Below are 15,910 nucleotides of genomic sequence, written 5' to 3'. Positions count from 1 at the left end.
GATGACGGTGACGCCACATTCGGGCCCACATCCGCCCGAGCAGGCTGTTCGACCACGAACGCGCAACTGACGACAATGGCTGCCATAACTGCCAGAAACCCTCTCACAAGCCCACATCCTTTGTTCGGACGAAAACTGACTGGGGGTGCTGTCACGAAGCTGTGCTGAGCGACTTTATCAAGGGTCTGTGGTCACAGGTCAGCAGGCATGTGGCGAAATCGATGCACATCCCCGAAATCCCACTCTCGTACCCGCATTCCGGCACAACGAAGCTTCGCCCGGTTGTGTCCCGGTAGGATCCGCGAGTTCGGCAGCGGGTCGGCATCGTCGATTCGAGCACGCCGTTGCGTCTATTTTGCGCAATTTTCCCGGATCGTGGCGGAGTGTGATGCGGCGTGACCGAACGGATGCGGTTTTCCCATTGAAATCGCAATGATTGCCGAGTCGCCCCGAGGCCCGGCAGAAACCCTGCGACGGCCCGGCCGGACCGGATGTGTATCAGGGCGAGACGGCCGCGCGGATCCGGGCTACCAGAGCGTCGAGACGTCGCTGATGCGAACCCTCCCAATAGATTTGACCGCAATCCGAGCACTGCCGGAAAGTGTCGTAGTAGCGGCGGGTGAGCGGTTCGAGCCGATCGGCGATGTCATCCTTGGCCACCTCGGCGACAACTCCACCACAGCGCAGACAGCGGCTGAACGGCACCAGCCGATCCGCCAGGTCGAGCCGCCGGACAACCTCCACCATCTGCCCGAGGGGGTGGTTCGAACGGACGAATACACCGTGGGTTACGTTGCGGCGCTTGAGAAGTCCGTGGTCGCGAGTGAGCAGGATCCGATGCTCGGCCGCGGCCGTCCTCGCCAGCGCCGCGTCATCGGCAACCCAATCGGCGCGCACGTCGAGTCCCATCAGCCGCATCAGCCGTGCGAGCCCGCCGAGGTTGACGTCCACGAGGAAGCGCGGATCGCGCAGCGGACCAGGACGCACCCGGGTCAGCGGCCCGATATCGAGCGTCTCGAACATCGGGTACACCGCAACCCGATCGCCCGGCCGCAAATGACGGCCGAAGCCGACGGACTCGCCGTTCACCAGTATCAGGTCGACCTCGGTGTGCGGAATACCCGCGGCCTCGACGACGTCCTTCACGCTCTGGTGCGGCCGGACCGGCCGCACCTGCGCCGCGTACCGCACTCTCGGCGGCAAGAAGTCGTTCAGCTCGGCGTACGCCCGCAGCTCGACACCGGCGGTCATACGACCATTGTCCGCCCGGAGCGTCCAGCCCCGGCCCAGGGCGATCCGCACTCGAACAATCCCACGCCCGACGGGAGTCGGTGGATGTCCTGGCTGCCGAGAGGCCGGGGCGGGCCCGAACTCGTTCGCCGACCGCGACCCGGCAATGTCCCACAGCCGAGCATCAGGGCCGCGCAACTGCCCATGCGACATCGGGCGGCACCGGCCGGTCCCGAGTATCCGAGGCTGGGCCTGCGCCGCCGGACGATCCCAACTTTTCGACCCGGCGGGCAGGTAACCCGGCGTGTGCCCGCCCGGCGGAGTCCGCGCTCGGCGTTACGTTCCGAGGACCACGAATTCCGTTGCGGGGCAGAGAAATGGACTAGCTCCGCCACGGCTGCGCCGGTGATCGGACACTGAGCGGGCACGGGCCGGAGAGGTCCGGCGCTCTCGTTCGATCAGACCATGGGGAGACACCATGACGGATTCGGTCATCCAGCTGCCCACCGCGGGAGAAACGGTACTCGAGACCTACGAGCGGATCGCTCGGCGCGGGGCGCTGGTTCCCGTCGAGCTGACCGGCGGTGTCGCGGCGTGGACAGCGATGAGCTATCGAGCCGTGAGCGAAGTGCTCGCGGGCGACGGCACCGTTTTCAGCAAGAACGCTCAGAAGTGTCCGGCCCTGCACGACGGCACCATTCCCGCCGATTGGCCGATGCGCGCGTTCACCGATATCGACCACATGTTGAACAAGGACGGCGAAGACCATCGCCGGTTACGCAAGACCATCAGCGCCGCGTTCACGCCTGCCCGGGTCGCCGCGCTCGAATCGCGGATTCGACGGATCGCATCGGAACTCATCGACGGCTTCGCGGACGAGCGGGGCGAGGTGGATCTCATTCCGCGATACACCCTTCCGTTTCCGGTGCGGGTGATCTGCGAACTGTACGGAGTGCAGGACGCGGATCAGTCGCGGTTGCGGGATTGGGCCGCCATCCTCATGTCGCACACCAGCACCGCCGAGCAGATGCAGGCGGCCATGGGCGAGATGCTGGCGTTCCTGGGCGAATTCCTCGAGGCCAAACGGCGCGAACCGGGCGACGACTTGACGTCGGCCATGCTCGCGGCCAACACCGACAACCTCACCACCGACGATATGGTCAACATGTTGTGGCTGGTGATCATGGCCGGACACGAGACGACCGTGCATCTGCTGGCCAACGCGATCACCGCGCTGAGCGACAATCCCGAACAGCTGGACAAGGCGCTGACCGAGGACCGCTGGGCGGATGTGGTGGAGGAGGCGCTGCGCTACCGGTCTCCGGTGTACAGCGCCAATCTCCGGTACGCGCAGCAGGACGTCACCATCGCGGGTGTGGACCTGCCGAAGGGCGCCATCGTCATCTGGAACGGCAACGTCGGACGGGACCCGGAACGCTACCCGGACGCCGATGTCTTCGATATCGATCACGACCACCGTGGTCAGCTGGCCTTCGGGCGCGGCCCGCACGTCTGCCTGGGCGCCCCACTGGCCCGGCTGGAGGCGCGTATCGCGTTGTCGGCCTTGTTCAGCCGCTTCCCGCGGTTGCGCCTGGCACAAGAGTCGGCACTGCTCGCGATCAGCCCGCAGATCATGACCGCGGGCCCGCTCGCCCTGCCGGTGCGGCTGCATCCGGCGGACTGACCGGCGGCGCCGGCCGGCCGAGCGCCTCGGCGAGCCGGCGCTTGCGGAATTCTCCTGGCCTTTCGCCGTATCGCGCCTTGAACGCGGCCGAGAACCAGGTGACAGTGAATCCGCTGCGCAACGCGATCTCGCCGATAGTCGTTGTCGTATCCGGGTTTTCGAGCAGATCGCGCGCTACGCGCAGTGATTCGTCTTGGCGCACTTCGCGATACGTGGTCCCGGCTTGCCGCAGCGCGATGCGCAACTGCCGTGACGACCAGCCGAGCGCCTGTGCCACCGCGGGCATCCGCAGGTCCGCGATCCCGACGTTGGCACGGACGTACCGGCGCACGGACTCGGCGATCTGCGCCAGATGTGCCGACTGCGGGCCGTTGTCGCCTTCGGCCATCATGCAGACCAGTTCGGTGATCCGATCGCAGACCGCGTTGAATTGGCGGCTGGTGAGCTGCGAGCGTTCGGCAAGCAGGTCGCGGATCATGCCGTGCACGATCCGGCCGAGGCCGGAACTCAGATCGAACTGCGGCCGCCCCCTTCCGATCGGCGAGATCGCGTGGTCGACATCGGTGCGCGGGATCTGCATGGCATAGGCCGTCGAGCCGGGCACCCGCAGCCGGCAGGCTCGGTCCAATCCCAGCAGCAGCGCCTGACCCGGTGCGATGCTGTCGATTTCGGCGTCGTCCCCGACGCAGAACCCGCCGCGCTCCGGGACGACCAGCCAGTAGAAGTGCTCCGCGGGTACCCGGCGAATATGCGCGGGCGTGCGGAAGGCGACACGGTCGCCCGGCTGGTCCCAGCGCAGCAGGCTGTAGGTAGCCGACCATTGCATGATCAGGTCGACCTGCCACTGATCCCGCTCTCGATATCGGTGATCCATCGGGACGATGCTGTTGGCCAGCTCGGTCCATTCCGCGGTGCCGGTCACATGCCATTCGTCGTAGTTCAACGCGAAACCCCGATCGGCTCAGCAGATTCGGATCGACACGGATCCTGCGCCGAATATTCTGCCCGACCGCCGGACCCGGACATTGCCGGTGCTGGGTAGCGGCGCGTGATCGGCGGCCGAGGAATCACAGCAACTGGACACCGATCAGCTGGACGCGGTTCGCCCGCTGGGCCGAAGGCGGGTAACCGCTGGTCCCGGCTGCTCTCAGCTGCCGTTGGCCTTCTTCAGATGCGCGATCTCGTTGCCCCATACCGACTGCGACCCGGCGTCGCCGATGCGATAGATCTGCACCATCGACGCGATACCGACCACCACCGCGAGCACTGCCACCACCGCCGTCACGATCGCACGCGGTCTCGTCCCGCGCCGTTCGGCGACCTGCAGCACGGCCAGGATGATCGCGACCACCAGGAGCGCGATGGCGAAATACAGCATCGTCTCTCCGCGATCGGCGTGTTCGCGCAGGATCGGGTCGGGGTTCTCGCGCAGGTCGTAGAGCCATTCCCCGGCGTGGATGGTGATCGGAGTCAACACCATCGTGATCGCGGCCAGAATCAGCGTCAGCCATACCAGGTGCCCGCGCCGCGCCGCGGGCCACACCGCGCACACGATCTCGAGCGCCGCGGTCAACGGCGCCAGCACCACGACGAAGTGCACGAACAGCACGTGCGCCGGCAGGTTGTTGATGACGGTCATAGCGCTCCTGAAACCAGTTCACGATGGCGCGGTGACGTCTGCCTGCGATCCGGCCCGCCACAGCGACTCGAGCATAAACGAACCAGGGCCTGCCACAGCGGAACCTCACCGCGCCGTCATCGTCGAATCGCGATCAGCACACCGGATACCTGCCCGGGGTTGCGCGGCGGCCACCGCATCGCAGTCGGCAGCGGGACGAAGCCGCAAGCAGCACAAGCGGTTTCACCCCGAAAGATCGGCCCAGCGCACAGCGAAAGAGGCCGGGGCCCGGATCCGAGCCCCGGACTCTTCGCACCGCGAGGACCGCCCCCGAGAACGCGTTCTCACCCAGGCGCACCTCCCGGCGACCTCACTCGGCCGTTTCCGTCCACGTGACCGGAAGTTCGTGCACGCCATAGATATTCATATCGGTCCGCACCTTCACCTCCTGCGCGGGAACGGCCAGCCGCAGCGTCGGGAAGCGACGGAGCAGCCCGGCGAAGCCCGCCCGCATCTCGATGCGGGCCAGCTGCTGGCCGAGGCACAGGTGGACACCGTGACCGAAGGACAGGTGGCCGCGAGCCTCGCGGTGAATGTCCAGCGTGTCGGGGTTCTCGTAGTGCCGTGGGTCGTGGTTGGCGGCCAGCAGGGAGACCACGACGGTCGAGCCCTCGGGAATGGTCTCGCCGCAGAGTTCGATGTCCTCGGTGGCGTAGCGATAGAAGATGTCCGCGACCGACAGGTAGCGCATGAGCTCCTCGACGGCATCGGGCATCAGGTCCGGGTCGGCCCGCAATTCGGTTGCCTGCGTGGGGTTTTCCAGGAGCGCGAAGGTGCCCAGGCCCAGCATGTTCGCGGTCGTCTCGTGGCCCGCGAGCAGCAGCAGGAACGAGATGCCGGTCAGCTCCTCGATGGTCAGGTCGTCCTGGCGCGCGAGGTCGGACAGGATGTCCTCGCTCGGTTCGGCGCGCTTGCCGGTCACCAGTTCGGCCAGGTACGTGTTCAGCGCGACGTACGCGCCCATCTTCTCCTCGAGCGGCTGGTCCTTGACCATGAACTTGGCGAAGTCGGCCTGGAAAGTCTCCCGGTCGGCGTAGGGAACGCCGAGCAGCTCGCAGATCACCAGCAAGGGCACCGGCAGCGCGAACTCGGCCACCAGATCCACCGGCGGGGTCAGCCGGGTCATCCGGTCCAGCTGCCGTTCGGTGATCTCGATGATGCGCTCTTCGAGCTGCTTCATCCGCTTGACGGTGAATGCTCCGATCAGCTTGCGGCGCAACCGAGTATGGTCCGGCGGGTCCATGGCGACGAACATGCCGGGAATCTGCGGCGACGGCTCGGTCGGCGTCGGCATGCCCGGGATCTCGTACGGCACATGCAGTACGCCGATGTCCAGGCGGGAGCTGAACCGGGTGTCGGCCAGCAACGCGCGAACCGCGTCGTAGCCGGTGACGAGCCAGCCCTCGTGACCGTCGGGGAAGATCAGCGGGCTGACCGGACGGACGTCACGGAGTTCGGTGATCTCGCGCGGCGGGTCGAACGGGCCGCAGTTGCGCTGCATGGGCAGCCCGTGCGGGACGGGAACCGTGGAACTCATCGGATTTTTCCTTTCGTGGCGGTCGCCCGGCGTCCGAGGGGGCGTGCGCGATACGGGACGAGCGAACGAGATGCCCTGCGAGGGCGGGTCATCGGCCGCTGCACGAGGCCTGCGGGCGGGCGTGCAGCGGCCGCGAACGAACTGGACTGCCGCCTTCGCGGCGGGCGGATCGGCGCGATCAAGCGGCGGTGGCGTGCCGGACGACGATGTTGCCGTACGAGTTGCGCGCGTACACCTGCACGACGTTCTCGCCGTCCGCCGTCCGGTCGACGGGCCGCATCGTGTTCCGCACACTGCCGTGCGGGGCGTTGGTTTCCACCCGCGCCGCGCTGCCCGGATGAATGCCCACCTCCAACTCGCCCATGGAGGTCTCCAGCCGCAGCACGCCGCGCGAGGCCTCGCCGATGCGGATGTCCCCCTTCGAGGTCTTCGCCGTCACCGAGCCGTGGGTGCGCTCGACCGAGATGTCACCGGCGGACATCTCCAGATCGCATTCGCCGAACTCGCCGGAGCCCAGCAGCCGGCCCACCGCGGCGGACCCCTTCAGCCGGGAACCGGTGGGCACCTCGATGGTCACCTCGATCGACGGATTGCCGCCGAACGGCGCGTAGGTGCGCCAGTCCTTGGGCGTCCGCACGGTCAGGGTGCCCGCGGCGAACTCGACCCGGGTCTGCTCGGCCGCCCGCACATCGGCCTTCTTGGCGGCATCGGCGGGACGGATCTCGACGACGGTGTCGGTGCGGTCCGAGGCGATCACGGACACGCTGCCGGACAGCACCTCCACGGCGACGGCGATCGGTTCCGGGGTCTGGAATGTGGTCATGGCTGGCTCCTTCGTCAGGTGAATCGGATCGGTGTGAACGGTTCCTGCGCTGTTCACGTGACTACTGTCGCGAGCCGGGCTGATACGGGGCTGACACCGATCTGATGCGATCGCTGACACGGTGTCCGGCCGCTCACCCCCGAGGCAGAATGGGCCGGTGCAGATCGGAATACTTGGACCGCTCGAGATCCGAACAGAGGACGGCGGATCGATCGAGATACCGGGTACCCGGTTGCGGGCGCTGTTGATCGCCCTCGCGCTCGACCCCGGCCGGACGGTCGCGAAAGCGACTCTGGTCGACTGGATCTGGGGTGAGCAGCCACCCGCTGACGCGGCGAATGCCTTGCAGGCGTTGGTATCCCGGCTGCGCAGGGTGCTCCCGGACGGCGCGCTCGACGCGCAGGCCGGCGGCTATCGGCTGGTGGTGGAACCCTCCGCCGTCGACGCCGTGCGGTTCGAACGGCTCGTGGACCGGGCGCGCGGCGGTGACGACGCCCACCGGGCCCGGGTGCTGCGCGAAGCCCTGGACCTGTGGCGCGGCGCGCCGGTGCAGGACGTCGGTATGCGCGACAGCGAGGCTTTCGACGCGGTGACCACCCGGCTCGAGGGGTTGCGCCTGGCTGCCCTGGAGGACTGCTACGAGTCGGAGATCGTGCTGGGCCGCGGGCCGGAGCTGATCACCGAACTGACCGAGGTGGTGGCCCGGAACCCGGTGCGGGAACGGCTCGTCGCCGCCCTGATGCGGGCATTGGGCGCCGCCGGGCGCGCTCCCGAGGCACTGATGGTGTACCAGCGTGCGCGGGAGGCGCTGGCCGACACCCTCGGCGTGGATCCCTCGCCGGAGCTGTCCGCGCTGCACGTCGCGCTGCTGCGCGGCGAAGTGGGGGCGCAGGACAACGACCGCAAGACGAATCTGCGGGCCGAGCTGACCAGCTTCGTCGGCAAGCAGGCAACCATCGCCGTGGTGCGCGAACTACTCGCGAACCATCGGCTCACCACGCTCACCGGGCCCGGTGGTTCGGGGAAGACCCGGTTGGCCCTGGAAACCGCGCGAACCCTCCTCGACGATCTACCGGACGGGGCCTGGCTGGTGGAGCTGGCGCCGATCGGCGCCGCGGCGAGTGAGTCCGGCGCCCAGGAGGATGCGAAAGGTGTTGCGCAGGCGGCACTCGCGGCGTTCCGGCTGCGCGACGCGCTGCTCGGCGCGGCGCCGAACGCGGAGCCGATCGAGCGACTCATCGCCGCGCTCCGCGAGCGTGAAACGCTGTTGATCCTGGACAACTGCGAGCATGTGATCGAGGCAGCGGCGGCGTTCGCGCACCGGATGCTCGGGGAGTGCCGGGGGCTGCGGATCCTCGCGACCAGCCGGGAACCGCTCGGCATCACCGGTGAGGCGCTGTGGCAGGTCGAGCCGCTGACGTTACCGGCGGCGGACGCGGACGCCGGCGAGATCGAGTCCGCCGCGGCCGTGCGGTTGCTGCGGGATCGGGCCGCCGCGGTGCGCAAGGACCTCGCGACCGATGCCCGCGCCCTGGCGGCCATGGCCCGCGTCTGCCGGGCGCTGGACGGGATACCGCTGGCGATCGAACTGGCCGCGGCCAGGTTGCGCACCATGTCCCTGGACCAGCTCGCCAACCGCCTCGACGATCGCTTCCGCCTGCTGACCGGCGGCAGTCGCACCGCGATACCGCAGCATCGCACGCTGCGCGCGGTCGTCGACTGGAGCTGGGAGCTGCTCACCGACGCCGAACGCGCGGTCCTGCGCCGACTCTCGGTGTTCGCCGACAGCGCGAGTCTCGAAGCGGCCGAACAGGTTTGCTCCGACGCCGGGGAGGGCCACGGAGATTCGGATCTCGCGGGGACCACCGGGGTTCGCGAGAACGCCGCGGTCCAGCAGTGGGAGGTCTTCGATCTGCTGACCGCGCTGACCGACAAATCGCTGGTGCTCATCGCGCGGGACGACGGACCGCGCTATCGGATGCTCGGCACGATCAAGCAGTACGCCGCGGACCGGCTGGCGGAAGCGGGAGAAGCGGATTCGACTCGGCGAGCACATCTTTCGTACTTCACCGGGCTGGCCGCGACCGCGGAACCGCTGTTGCGCCGCGCCGAGCAACTGGATTGGCTGGCCACGCTCGACACCGAGCACGACAACATCGTTTCCGCGATGCGAGGCGCGCTCGCGGCCGGCGATGGCACCGGGGCGATGCGGCTGGCGGCGGCCGCGGGCTGGTACTGGTGGCTCAGCGGACACAAGACCGAGGGCCTGGAACTGGTGACCGCGGCCGCCGAATCGGGCGGCGAGGTGGACGATCAGACCCGGGCCATGGTGTACGGCCTGGTCGTGCACTTCCTCAGCTCCGGGCCGAACGACCAGTACCGGGTGCAGGACTGGGTGCACAAGGCGTACCGGTTCAGCCGGCACAGCCGGGTCCGCTACCCGCTGCTGGGTTTCGTCGCCGCGCTGGAACGCATGCTGCAGGGACCCGAGGCGTTGCCGACCGCATTCGAACCGCTGCTCACCGACGACGACCCCTGGGTGCGCGCCCTGGCCCGGCTGCAGATGGGCAAGATGCGGATCGTGCTCGGCCGGGCCGGGCGGGATACGGACGCCTACCTGGAGGAGGCGCTCACCGAGTTCCGGGCCCTCGGCGAACGCTGGGGGATTTCGTTCGCACTGCGCGAGCTCGCGGACCGCGTCGCGATGCGGGGCGAATTCGCCTCCGCCTGTGAACTTTTCGACGAAGCGACTGCGGTCGTGGTCGAGGTCGGCGCGATCGAGGACGCCGTCATGATGCGGGCTCGGCAGGCCCAGTTGTACCGGCTGCTGGGTGATGCGCGGGCGAGCGCGCTGGCGATGGACGAGGCGCAGCGGTACGCGGATCAGGCCGCTTGGCCGAACGCCTCCGCCGAACTGGCGCTGGCGAAGGCGGAACTGGCCCGGTGGAGCGGCGACTCCGCGCAGGCATACCGGCAGATCGATATCGCGACGGCCGCGCTGGGCAGTGATGCGCAAGAGCCGACCATCGGCGCGGTCGTACACGGCCTGCTCGGTTACCTCGCGGACGACCCGGACCAGGCCCGCGAACATCACGCCGCCGCCGTCCGGGCAGCGGCCGAGACCGGACAGGCCCCCCTGATCGCCAAGGTGCTCATCGGGATTGCCGACCTGGCCTTGCGCACGGATCGCCCCGACCGTGCCGTCCGGCTGCTCGCGGCGGCGACCGCCGTGCGCGGACTGTCCGACCGGTCCTGCCCGGACGAGGACCGCATCGAGCGGGAAGCACGAAATCGCCTCGGTGACAAGGGATTCACCGAGGCGACTGCGGAGGGTGCAGAGGCGAGCTGGCACGAACTCGCCGAGATCACGCTCGCTTGTTGAACGTGGCCCGTGACCAGATGTATCCGACGACGGCGAAGCCTGCGCACCAGGCGAGCGCGGCCGCGGTGTAGCCGCCGGAGGGGTGTCCGGTCAGAAATCCGCGCAGCGATTCGATGATCGGGGTGAACGGCTGATACTCCGCGAACTGCCGCACGCCCTGCCCCATCTTGGCGGCCGGCACGATCGCGCTGCTGACGAACGGCAGCATGATCAGCGGCACCACACTCATGCCCGCGGACTCCGGGGTCTTGGCGGCCATGCCCAGCGCGACGGTGATCCAGGAGGCCCCGAACGAGGTCGCGGCGATCACGCCGACGACGCCGAGCCAGTCGAATGTGGTTGCGGGCGTGCGGAACCCGAGTGCGAAGGCGACACCGAGCACGGCCGCGACGGCGATCACGTTGGTCAACATGGTGGCCACGACATGGCCGGTCAGTACGGCCCCGCGGGAGACGTCCATGACCTTGAACCGGTTGATGACGCCCTTGGCCATATCGGAACTCACCGACACCGCGGTGCCCGAGAGCCCGTAGCTCACCGCCAGCAGGATCAAACCCGGTGTCGCGTAATCGATGTAGTGACCGCCGACATCGAACGCGTTGCCGAACACGTACACGAAGATCAGCATCATCACCACCGGCATGAGAGCCGCGTTGAAGATCGTGACCGGACTCCGGGTGATGTGGGTGAAGTTGCGGCGCAACATGATCGACGAATCGGCCAGGGGTGCGGTAATGGTGCTCATCGTGCTTCGGCCTCCGTGGTGGCGTGCCCGGTCAGGGCGAGGAAAACGTCATCGAGATCAGGGGTGTGGACGGAGACCTCTTCGGCCTCGATCGAGGATTCGGCGAGCCGATCCAGCAGGGCGCGAAGCGGTTTCGACCCGCCGCTGCCCGGAACTCGCAAAGTCAGGCTGTCGGCGTCCGGGGCGGAACCGGTCACGATCCGTGCCGCGGTCTCCAGTTCGTCGGCGCTGCCGAATCGCAGCCGGATATGACTGCCCGGGATCCGGCGCTTGAGGTCGCCGGGAGTGCCCTCGGCGACGATGCGGCCCTGGTCCAGCACCGCGATCCGGTCGGCCAGCTGATCGGCTTCCTCCAGATACTGGGTGGTGAGGAAGATCGTCACCCCGTCGGAGGTCAGCTCCCGCACGATGTCCCACATCGTGCGACGGCTGCGCGGATCCAGGCCGGTCGTCGGCTCGTCCAGGAAAACGATCCGCGGCCTGGTGACCAGCGTCATCGCCAGATCCAGCTTCCGGCGCATACCCCCGGAATAGGTCGCCGCCCGCTTTCGCGCCGACTCCGCCAGATCGAACCGGTCCAGCAGTTCGGTGACCACCCGCCTGCCGGCGGCGCCTCGCAGCCGGTGCAGGTCCGCCATCAACCGCAGGTTCTCCTCGCCGGTGAGCAGATCGTCCACGGCCGCGAACTGCCCCGTGACGCCGATCGCCGCCCGCACCGCCTTGGTCTCGGTCGCCAGGTCGTGCCCGGCGACCCGCGCCGTACCGCCGTCGGCCTTCAACAGGGTGGTCAGGACGTTGACCGTCGTCGTCTTGCCCGCCCCGTTCGGACCGAGCAGAGAAAAGATCGTGCCGGTATCGATGTTCAGGTCAATACCGTCGAGAACCGTTCTGTCCCCGTATGCCTTCCGCAGCCCGGAAGCCGCGATCGCTGTGCTGTTCATGCGAGTACTGTCGCGAGCCCGGCTGATACCGGACTGACACCGATCTGACAGCCGCGCTGACACAGCCGGGCCGGGTGCGGTTCACAGATGAACCAGTACCCGCCCCCCGTTCCGCGGATCCGACTCGACCTTCCGGTAGAGCTTGCGCATGTGCGGCTGCCGGAGCAGCGCCAGAACACGCTTCTTCAACGTGCCCGACCCCTTCCCCGGAATGATCTCGACCATCGTCGCGTTCTGCCCCGCAGCCCGGAAGATCGCCGAGCGCACCGCATTGTCGATATCGCGATCGCTCCGGAACACCGGATGCAGGTCGAGGGTCACCACATTGGACATGCTCACTCCTGGGTCGGCAAGGCGTTGCCCCTGCACATCGGCCGATGCGGAAGCGCCCTTGTTATATGCCATCAGTCAGCGTTATATTACATAAAACAGCGGCACGGTTTGCGGAGCAGGAGGGCCGCCATGGCCATCGTTCGCATTCTCCTCGCCTCGCCCGATCCCGCTGTGGGTCGCCCTGATGGGGCTCGAAACTGTTGTGCACCTTGGTGTTTCGGATTCGAGCGTCAGCGTGCGAGTCGAGTGAATTCGGAAGGATTTCGGTCATGGGCGTGTGGAGTACGGGGACCGTGGTGCTGATCGCGCTTGCCGGTTGCGGGTTTCTGCTGGCCGGCCTGATGCCGCTGCTGCCGGTGTGGTGGCCGGCCGTTTCGGGGCATCGGGCCGCGCCGGCCCGGCGCGGCCGGGAGGCGGCGATCCGGTTGCCGGGGCGGTCGTGTTCGACACCCGAGCGGATGCTGTCGGTCGCCGAGGCGCACCGGACGATGCAGACGCATCGCGAACATTCCTGCGGGCGCAAACGCGCCGCCTTCGAAACCCTCGTTGCCGCAGGGCATATCGCGCCAGATTCGTCACGGCCCAACGAGCGGCGATAACGCGCACGCCGAGCCGGCGCGCGCCCGGCGAATTCTCGTATCACGCCTCGGGCCGGTACAGCTGGGTCGGCGCGGTGCGCCCGCGCAGCACCACGGCGTCGGCCGCATTCCAGGATTGTTCGCGAACGCCCGACGCCGCCGCGACAGCGCGCTCGGACGCGAGCGGAAGCCGGGTGTCGCGCTTGGCGAGTTCGGACAGGCGCGCGGACTCGTTGACCGGATCGCCGATCACGGTGTACTCGTAGCGGTCCTCCGCGCCGATATTGCCGGCGACGACCTCGCCGTAGGAGACGCCGACACCGGCCTCGATGCCCAGATCGGCTGCGGCGAGCTCACGCGCGATCTCCGCGGCGGCGTCCAACGCCGCCCCCGCCGGGTCCGTATGCGAGGTGGGCGCACCGAAGACGGCGAGCGCGGCGTCACCCTCGAACTTGTTGATCAGCCCGTCCCGGCGGTTCACCGCGGCAACGACGACGCCGAAGAATCGGTTGAGCGTCTCGACCACCTCGTGCGGCGGGCGCCGGGCCGCCAACGTCGTCGAGCCGACCACGTCCACGAAAAGCACTCCCACAGAACGGGTTTCGCCGCCCAGCCGGACGCCTCGGTCCAGTGCCGCGCGCACGACGTCCGGTCCGACGTGCCGCCCGAAAAGGTCACGCAGCCGCTCTCTTTCGGCCAACCCGTCGACCATCGCGTTGAAACCCGCTTGCAGCTCGCCCATTTCGGTGCCGTCGTAGACGACGATCGCTTCCGTACGGCCGTCGCGGCGGACGTTCTCCATCCCGTGAATCACCGACCGGAGCGGGGCGCCGATCCGTTCGGTTCCCAGATAGGTCAGCAGCAGCCCGGTGCAGAAGGACATCACCCCGATGATGCCGACCGACAGCAGCAGATCCCCCTTGGTCGTCCGCTCGTCGGCGGTGCCGAACGCGACCACCAGCACGACGCCCGCCACGGGCACCCCGGACCCGAGCAGCCAGGTCACCAGGGCGCGCACGGTCAGGTCCCGGCGGCGCATATCCGGGTGCGCGGCCAGGGCCAACGCCGCGTACGGGCGCATCGCGAATTCGGTGAAGAGGTAGGAGGCCGCGCACACGACCGCCGCGCTGAACAGCGATACCAGCAGCGCCTTGGGGATCAGCTCCGGATCGCGGACGCCGTACAAGGTGGCCACCAACGCCGTGCCGATGATCCACAGCGTCGCCTGCATCGCCGCAAGTACCCACGGCGCCCGAAATACCGAACGCGCTTGCTGCCGGCTCGGAGCCGGTTCGTCGTCCGAGGCCCAGCGCAGCATCCGCACCACCACCGCGGTGCCCAGCGCCGCACCCACGACGAAGGCGACCACCACGTAGATCGGCAGGTAGACGAAGACGATGTCGCGGACCTCGGGCGCGAGCACGTCCGGATTTGGGATCCCGACGGTGGCCAGCAGAATCACCACGGCCACCCCGACCGCATTGGCCGCGAGCACCCACAGCGTGAGCAAAAGCTGCACTCGGCCCCGGCGCCGTTCCGGGGAGTCTAGGCGCGAACCGAGCAGGACCGACCCGTATTCGGTTGTGCTGTGCGACAAATTCATCGCCGGATTCCGTCCTGATCGCTCGCCACGGGCTCAGCGTATCGGGGCCGCGGCGACCGGAGGCGCGGTCGCGCAGGCGGATTCGGCCCCACGCCGATCGGCGGGCCACAAATATCGCCTCGGTTTGCGGCGAACTTCCGCGATCATCCGGGCAATCAACGACTGCGGCGCGCGGTCGGTCCACACCACGGCCAGATCGGAAGCCCCCGCGTCGGACACCGGAATCCAGCGCAGATCGGCCGCGACCGCGACCCGGCTCAGCGGTGGGCCATCCAGATACCGTGACCGCGCGCCACCTCGAGCAGACGATCCTCCAGTCCGGGCAGATCGGGTCCGTGGCGGGCGGGCGTACCGTCGGCGGCGGCCAGCGGAGTATCTGGCCGGGACCGGCGCAGGTGAGAACGTCGGGACTCGCACCGCTGAAATGGACTCACCTCCCGTCGCAACGCCCTCAGCGGGTTCGCTCGGATCGGGCGAAAACATCGTGCGCGCTCATCGTCCCGCCGCCAACGGCTTTCGCGACGGCCGGATGCCGGCTGTCGGCATCGAACAGATACGTCTCGACGCACGATTCGCCGCTGTACTCGGGAGTGGCATCCGACAGCAGCGGCCGCACCTTCGACCAGGCGCCGTCCGCACCGACCAGCAGGCTCGTGACGACGGTGCCGCCATCGGCGAAACTCACCTCGTGGCGGCCGCCGCCGAGCGCCCGGACGCCCTCGACCTTGCACCCCCATCGCACGGTGCCCTCGGGCAGCGAATCCAGCAGCATCTGCCGCAACTCCTCACGCTGCACCTCGGGCCGCCCGCCCGAGCCGTCGTCGGCCTTCTCGAACAGCACGTTCCCGTGCCGGTCGACGAACCGCATCGCCTGCCGCCCCTCGAGGATCAGCCCCTCGAACTCGTCCATCAGACCGGCCGCGCGCACGGCGAGTTGTCCGTTGTAGTCGTGGATGTCAAAGACCCGGCGCGGGCGGCCTCGACTTCTGCCATATGCTCTTCGGCCCAGGTCTTGACGGCCCGCATGACCGGCAGCAACGACTTCCCGAGCGGGGTGAGTTCGTAATCGACGCGCACCGGCACCGTCGGCTGCACAGTGCGGGTGATCAGGCCGTCGCGTTCCAGGTTGCGCAGCGTCTGTGTGAGCATCTTCTGACTCACACTGGCCAGCCGTCGCTGCAACTCGCTGTAGCGCTGCGGGCCGTCCGCCAGCGCGTTGATCGCCAGGCTCACCCACTTGTCGGAGATCCGCTCCAGGAGTTTGCGGGCAGGGCATTCGGCCAGGTAGGCGTCGTAATCAGACCGGCGTTCGGCGCGCAGCTGCGCGGCGGTACGGGTGGGCATCGGTTACCTCCCGGTGCGATGGGCACTTCGTG

Annotated in this window: 14 protein-coding genes; 3 read left to right on the top strand and 11 right to left on the bottom strand. The window is 68.3% G+C overall.

Features of this window, described 5'->3' with window-relative positions:
• Positions 1 to 498: 498 nt before the first annotated feature.
• Positions 499 to 1,251: a Mut7-C RNAse domain-containing protein gene (locus AC5WS7_RS31470; protein ID WP_495958222.1), complete on the bottom strand. Its 753-nt coding sequence runs from the start codon at positions 1,249 to 1,251 to the stop codon at positions 499 to 501.
• Between the two features lie 457 nt (positions 1,252 to 1,708).
• Here AC5WS7_RS31470 and AC5WS7_RS31465 point away from each other — a divergent pair, with 457 nt between their 5' ends.
• Positions 1,709 to 2,914, top strand: coding sequence for a cytochrome P450 family protein (locus AC5WS7_RS31465; RefSeq protein WP_495958221.1), 1,206 nt, complete (start codon positions 1,709 to 1,711; stop codon positions 2,912 to 2,914).
• On the opposite strand, the gene AC5WS7_RS31460 is transcribed toward AC5WS7_RS31465, so the two are convergent.
• From AC5WS7_RS31460 to AC5WS7_RS31445, 4 genes are all read right to left on the bottom strand, one after another.
• A complete protein-coding gene (locus AC5WS7_RS31460; protein WP_495958220.1) occupies positions 2,862 to 3,857 on the bottom strand; it encodes a helix-turn-helix transcriptional regulator in 996 nt (331 codons plus the stop codon). The genes AC5WS7_RS31465 and AC5WS7_RS31460 overlap by 53 nt on opposite strands.
• Positions 3,858 to 4,061: 204 nt before the next feature.
• Entirely contained in the window at positions 4,062 to 4,553 is a 492-nt protein-coding gene (locus tag AC5WS7_RS31455; RefSeq protein ID WP_495958219.1) for a DUF2231 domain-containing protein, read from the bottom strand.
• A gap of 349 nt (positions 4,554 to 4,902) precedes the next feature.
• On the bottom strand, positions 4,903 to 6,129 hold the full coding sequence (locus tag AC5WS7_RS31450; protein WP_495958218.1) for a cytochrome P450: 1,227 nt from the start codon (positions 6,127 to 6,129) through the stop codon (positions 4,903 to 4,905).
• Between the two features lie 178 nt (positions 6,130 to 6,307).
• Positions 6,308 to 6,952 (bottom strand): DUF4097 family beta strand repeat-containing protein, encoded by a 645-nt coding sequence (locus tag AC5WS7_RS31445; protein WP_495958217.1) that lies wholly within the window; start codon positions 6,950 to 6,952, stop codon positions 6,308 to 6,310.
• A 157-nt stretch (positions 6,953 to 7,109) separates the two neighbouring features.
• Between AC5WS7_RS31445 and AC5WS7_RS31440 the strand changes: the two genes are divergently transcribed.
• A complete protein-coding gene (locus tag AC5WS7_RS31440; RefSeq protein WP_495958216.1) occupies positions 7,110 to 10,334 on the top strand; it encodes an ATP-binding protein in 3,225 nt (1,074 codons plus the stop codon).
• Here the strand turns inward: AC5WS7_RS31440 and AC5WS7_RS31435 are convergent.
• From AC5WS7_RS31435 to AC5WS7_RS31425, 3 genes are all read right to left on the bottom strand, one after another.
• A complete protein-coding gene (locus AC5WS7_RS31435; protein ID WP_495958215.1) occupies positions 10,318 to 11,079 on the bottom strand; it encodes an ABC transporter permease in 762 nt (253 codons plus the stop codon). The genes AC5WS7_RS31440 and AC5WS7_RS31435 overlap by 17 nt on opposite strands.
• Positions 11,076 to 12,020, bottom strand: a complete 945-nt coding sequence (locus tag AC5WS7_RS31430) for an ATP-binding cassette domain-containing protein (protein WP_495958214.1) — start codon at positions 12,018 to 12,020, stop codon at positions 11,076 to 11,078. Before AC5WS7_RS31430 ends, AC5WS7_RS31435 begins: the two co-directional genes overlap by 4 nt.
• An 81-nt stretch (positions 12,021 to 12,101) precedes the next feature.
• On the bottom strand, positions 12,102 to 12,425 hold the full coding sequence (locus AC5WS7_RS31425) for a Smr/MutS family protein (RefSeq protein WP_495958213.1): 324 nt from the start codon (positions 12,423 to 12,425) through the stop codon (positions 12,102 to 12,104).
• Between the two features lie 197 nt (positions 12,426 to 12,622).
• Here AC5WS7_RS31425 and AC5WS7_RS31420 point away from each other — a divergent pair, with 197 nt between their 5' ends.
• Complete coding sequence (locus AC5WS7_RS31420; RefSeq protein WP_495958212.1) at positions 12,623 to 12,952, top strand: hypothetical protein; 330 nt, start codon at positions 12,623 to 12,625, stop codon at positions 12,950 to 12,952.
• Between the two features lie 40 nt (positions 12,953 to 12,992).
• On the opposite strand, the gene AC5WS7_RS31415 is transcribed toward AC5WS7_RS31420, so the two are convergent.
• The 3 genes from AC5WS7_RS31415 to AC5WS7_RS31405 form a co-directional block, all read right to left on the bottom strand.
• On the bottom strand, positions 12,993 to 14,450 hold the full coding sequence (locus AC5WS7_RS31415) for an adenylate/guanylate cyclase domain-containing protein (RefSeq protein ID WP_495958211.1): 1,458 nt from the start codon (positions 14,448 to 14,450) through the stop codon (positions 12,993 to 12,995).
• A 535-nt stretch (positions 14,451 to 14,985) separates the two neighbouring features.
• Positions 14,986 to 15,462 carry an FAD-dependent oxidoreductase gene (locus tag AC5WS7_RS31410; RefSeq protein WP_495958210.1) on the bottom strand — a complete coding sequence of 159 codons (477 nt, stop codon included), beginning with the start codon at positions 15,460 to 15,462 and terminating at the stop codon, positions 14,986 to 14,988.
• Entirely contained in the window at positions 15,444 to 15,878 is a 435-nt protein-coding gene (locus tag AC5WS7_RS31405; protein WP_495958209.1) for a winged helix-turn-helix transcriptional regulator, read from the bottom strand. Before AC5WS7_RS31405 ends, AC5WS7_RS31410 begins: the two co-directional genes overlap by 19 nt.
• Between the last annotated feature and the right edge of the window lie 32 nt (positions 15,879 to 15,910).

The organism is Nocardia sp. PLKS1-43, from assembly GCF_059510335.1.
The sequence above is the reverse complement of the archived record's forward strand: the minus strand, read 5'-3'. Positions and strand labels throughout refer to the sequence as shown.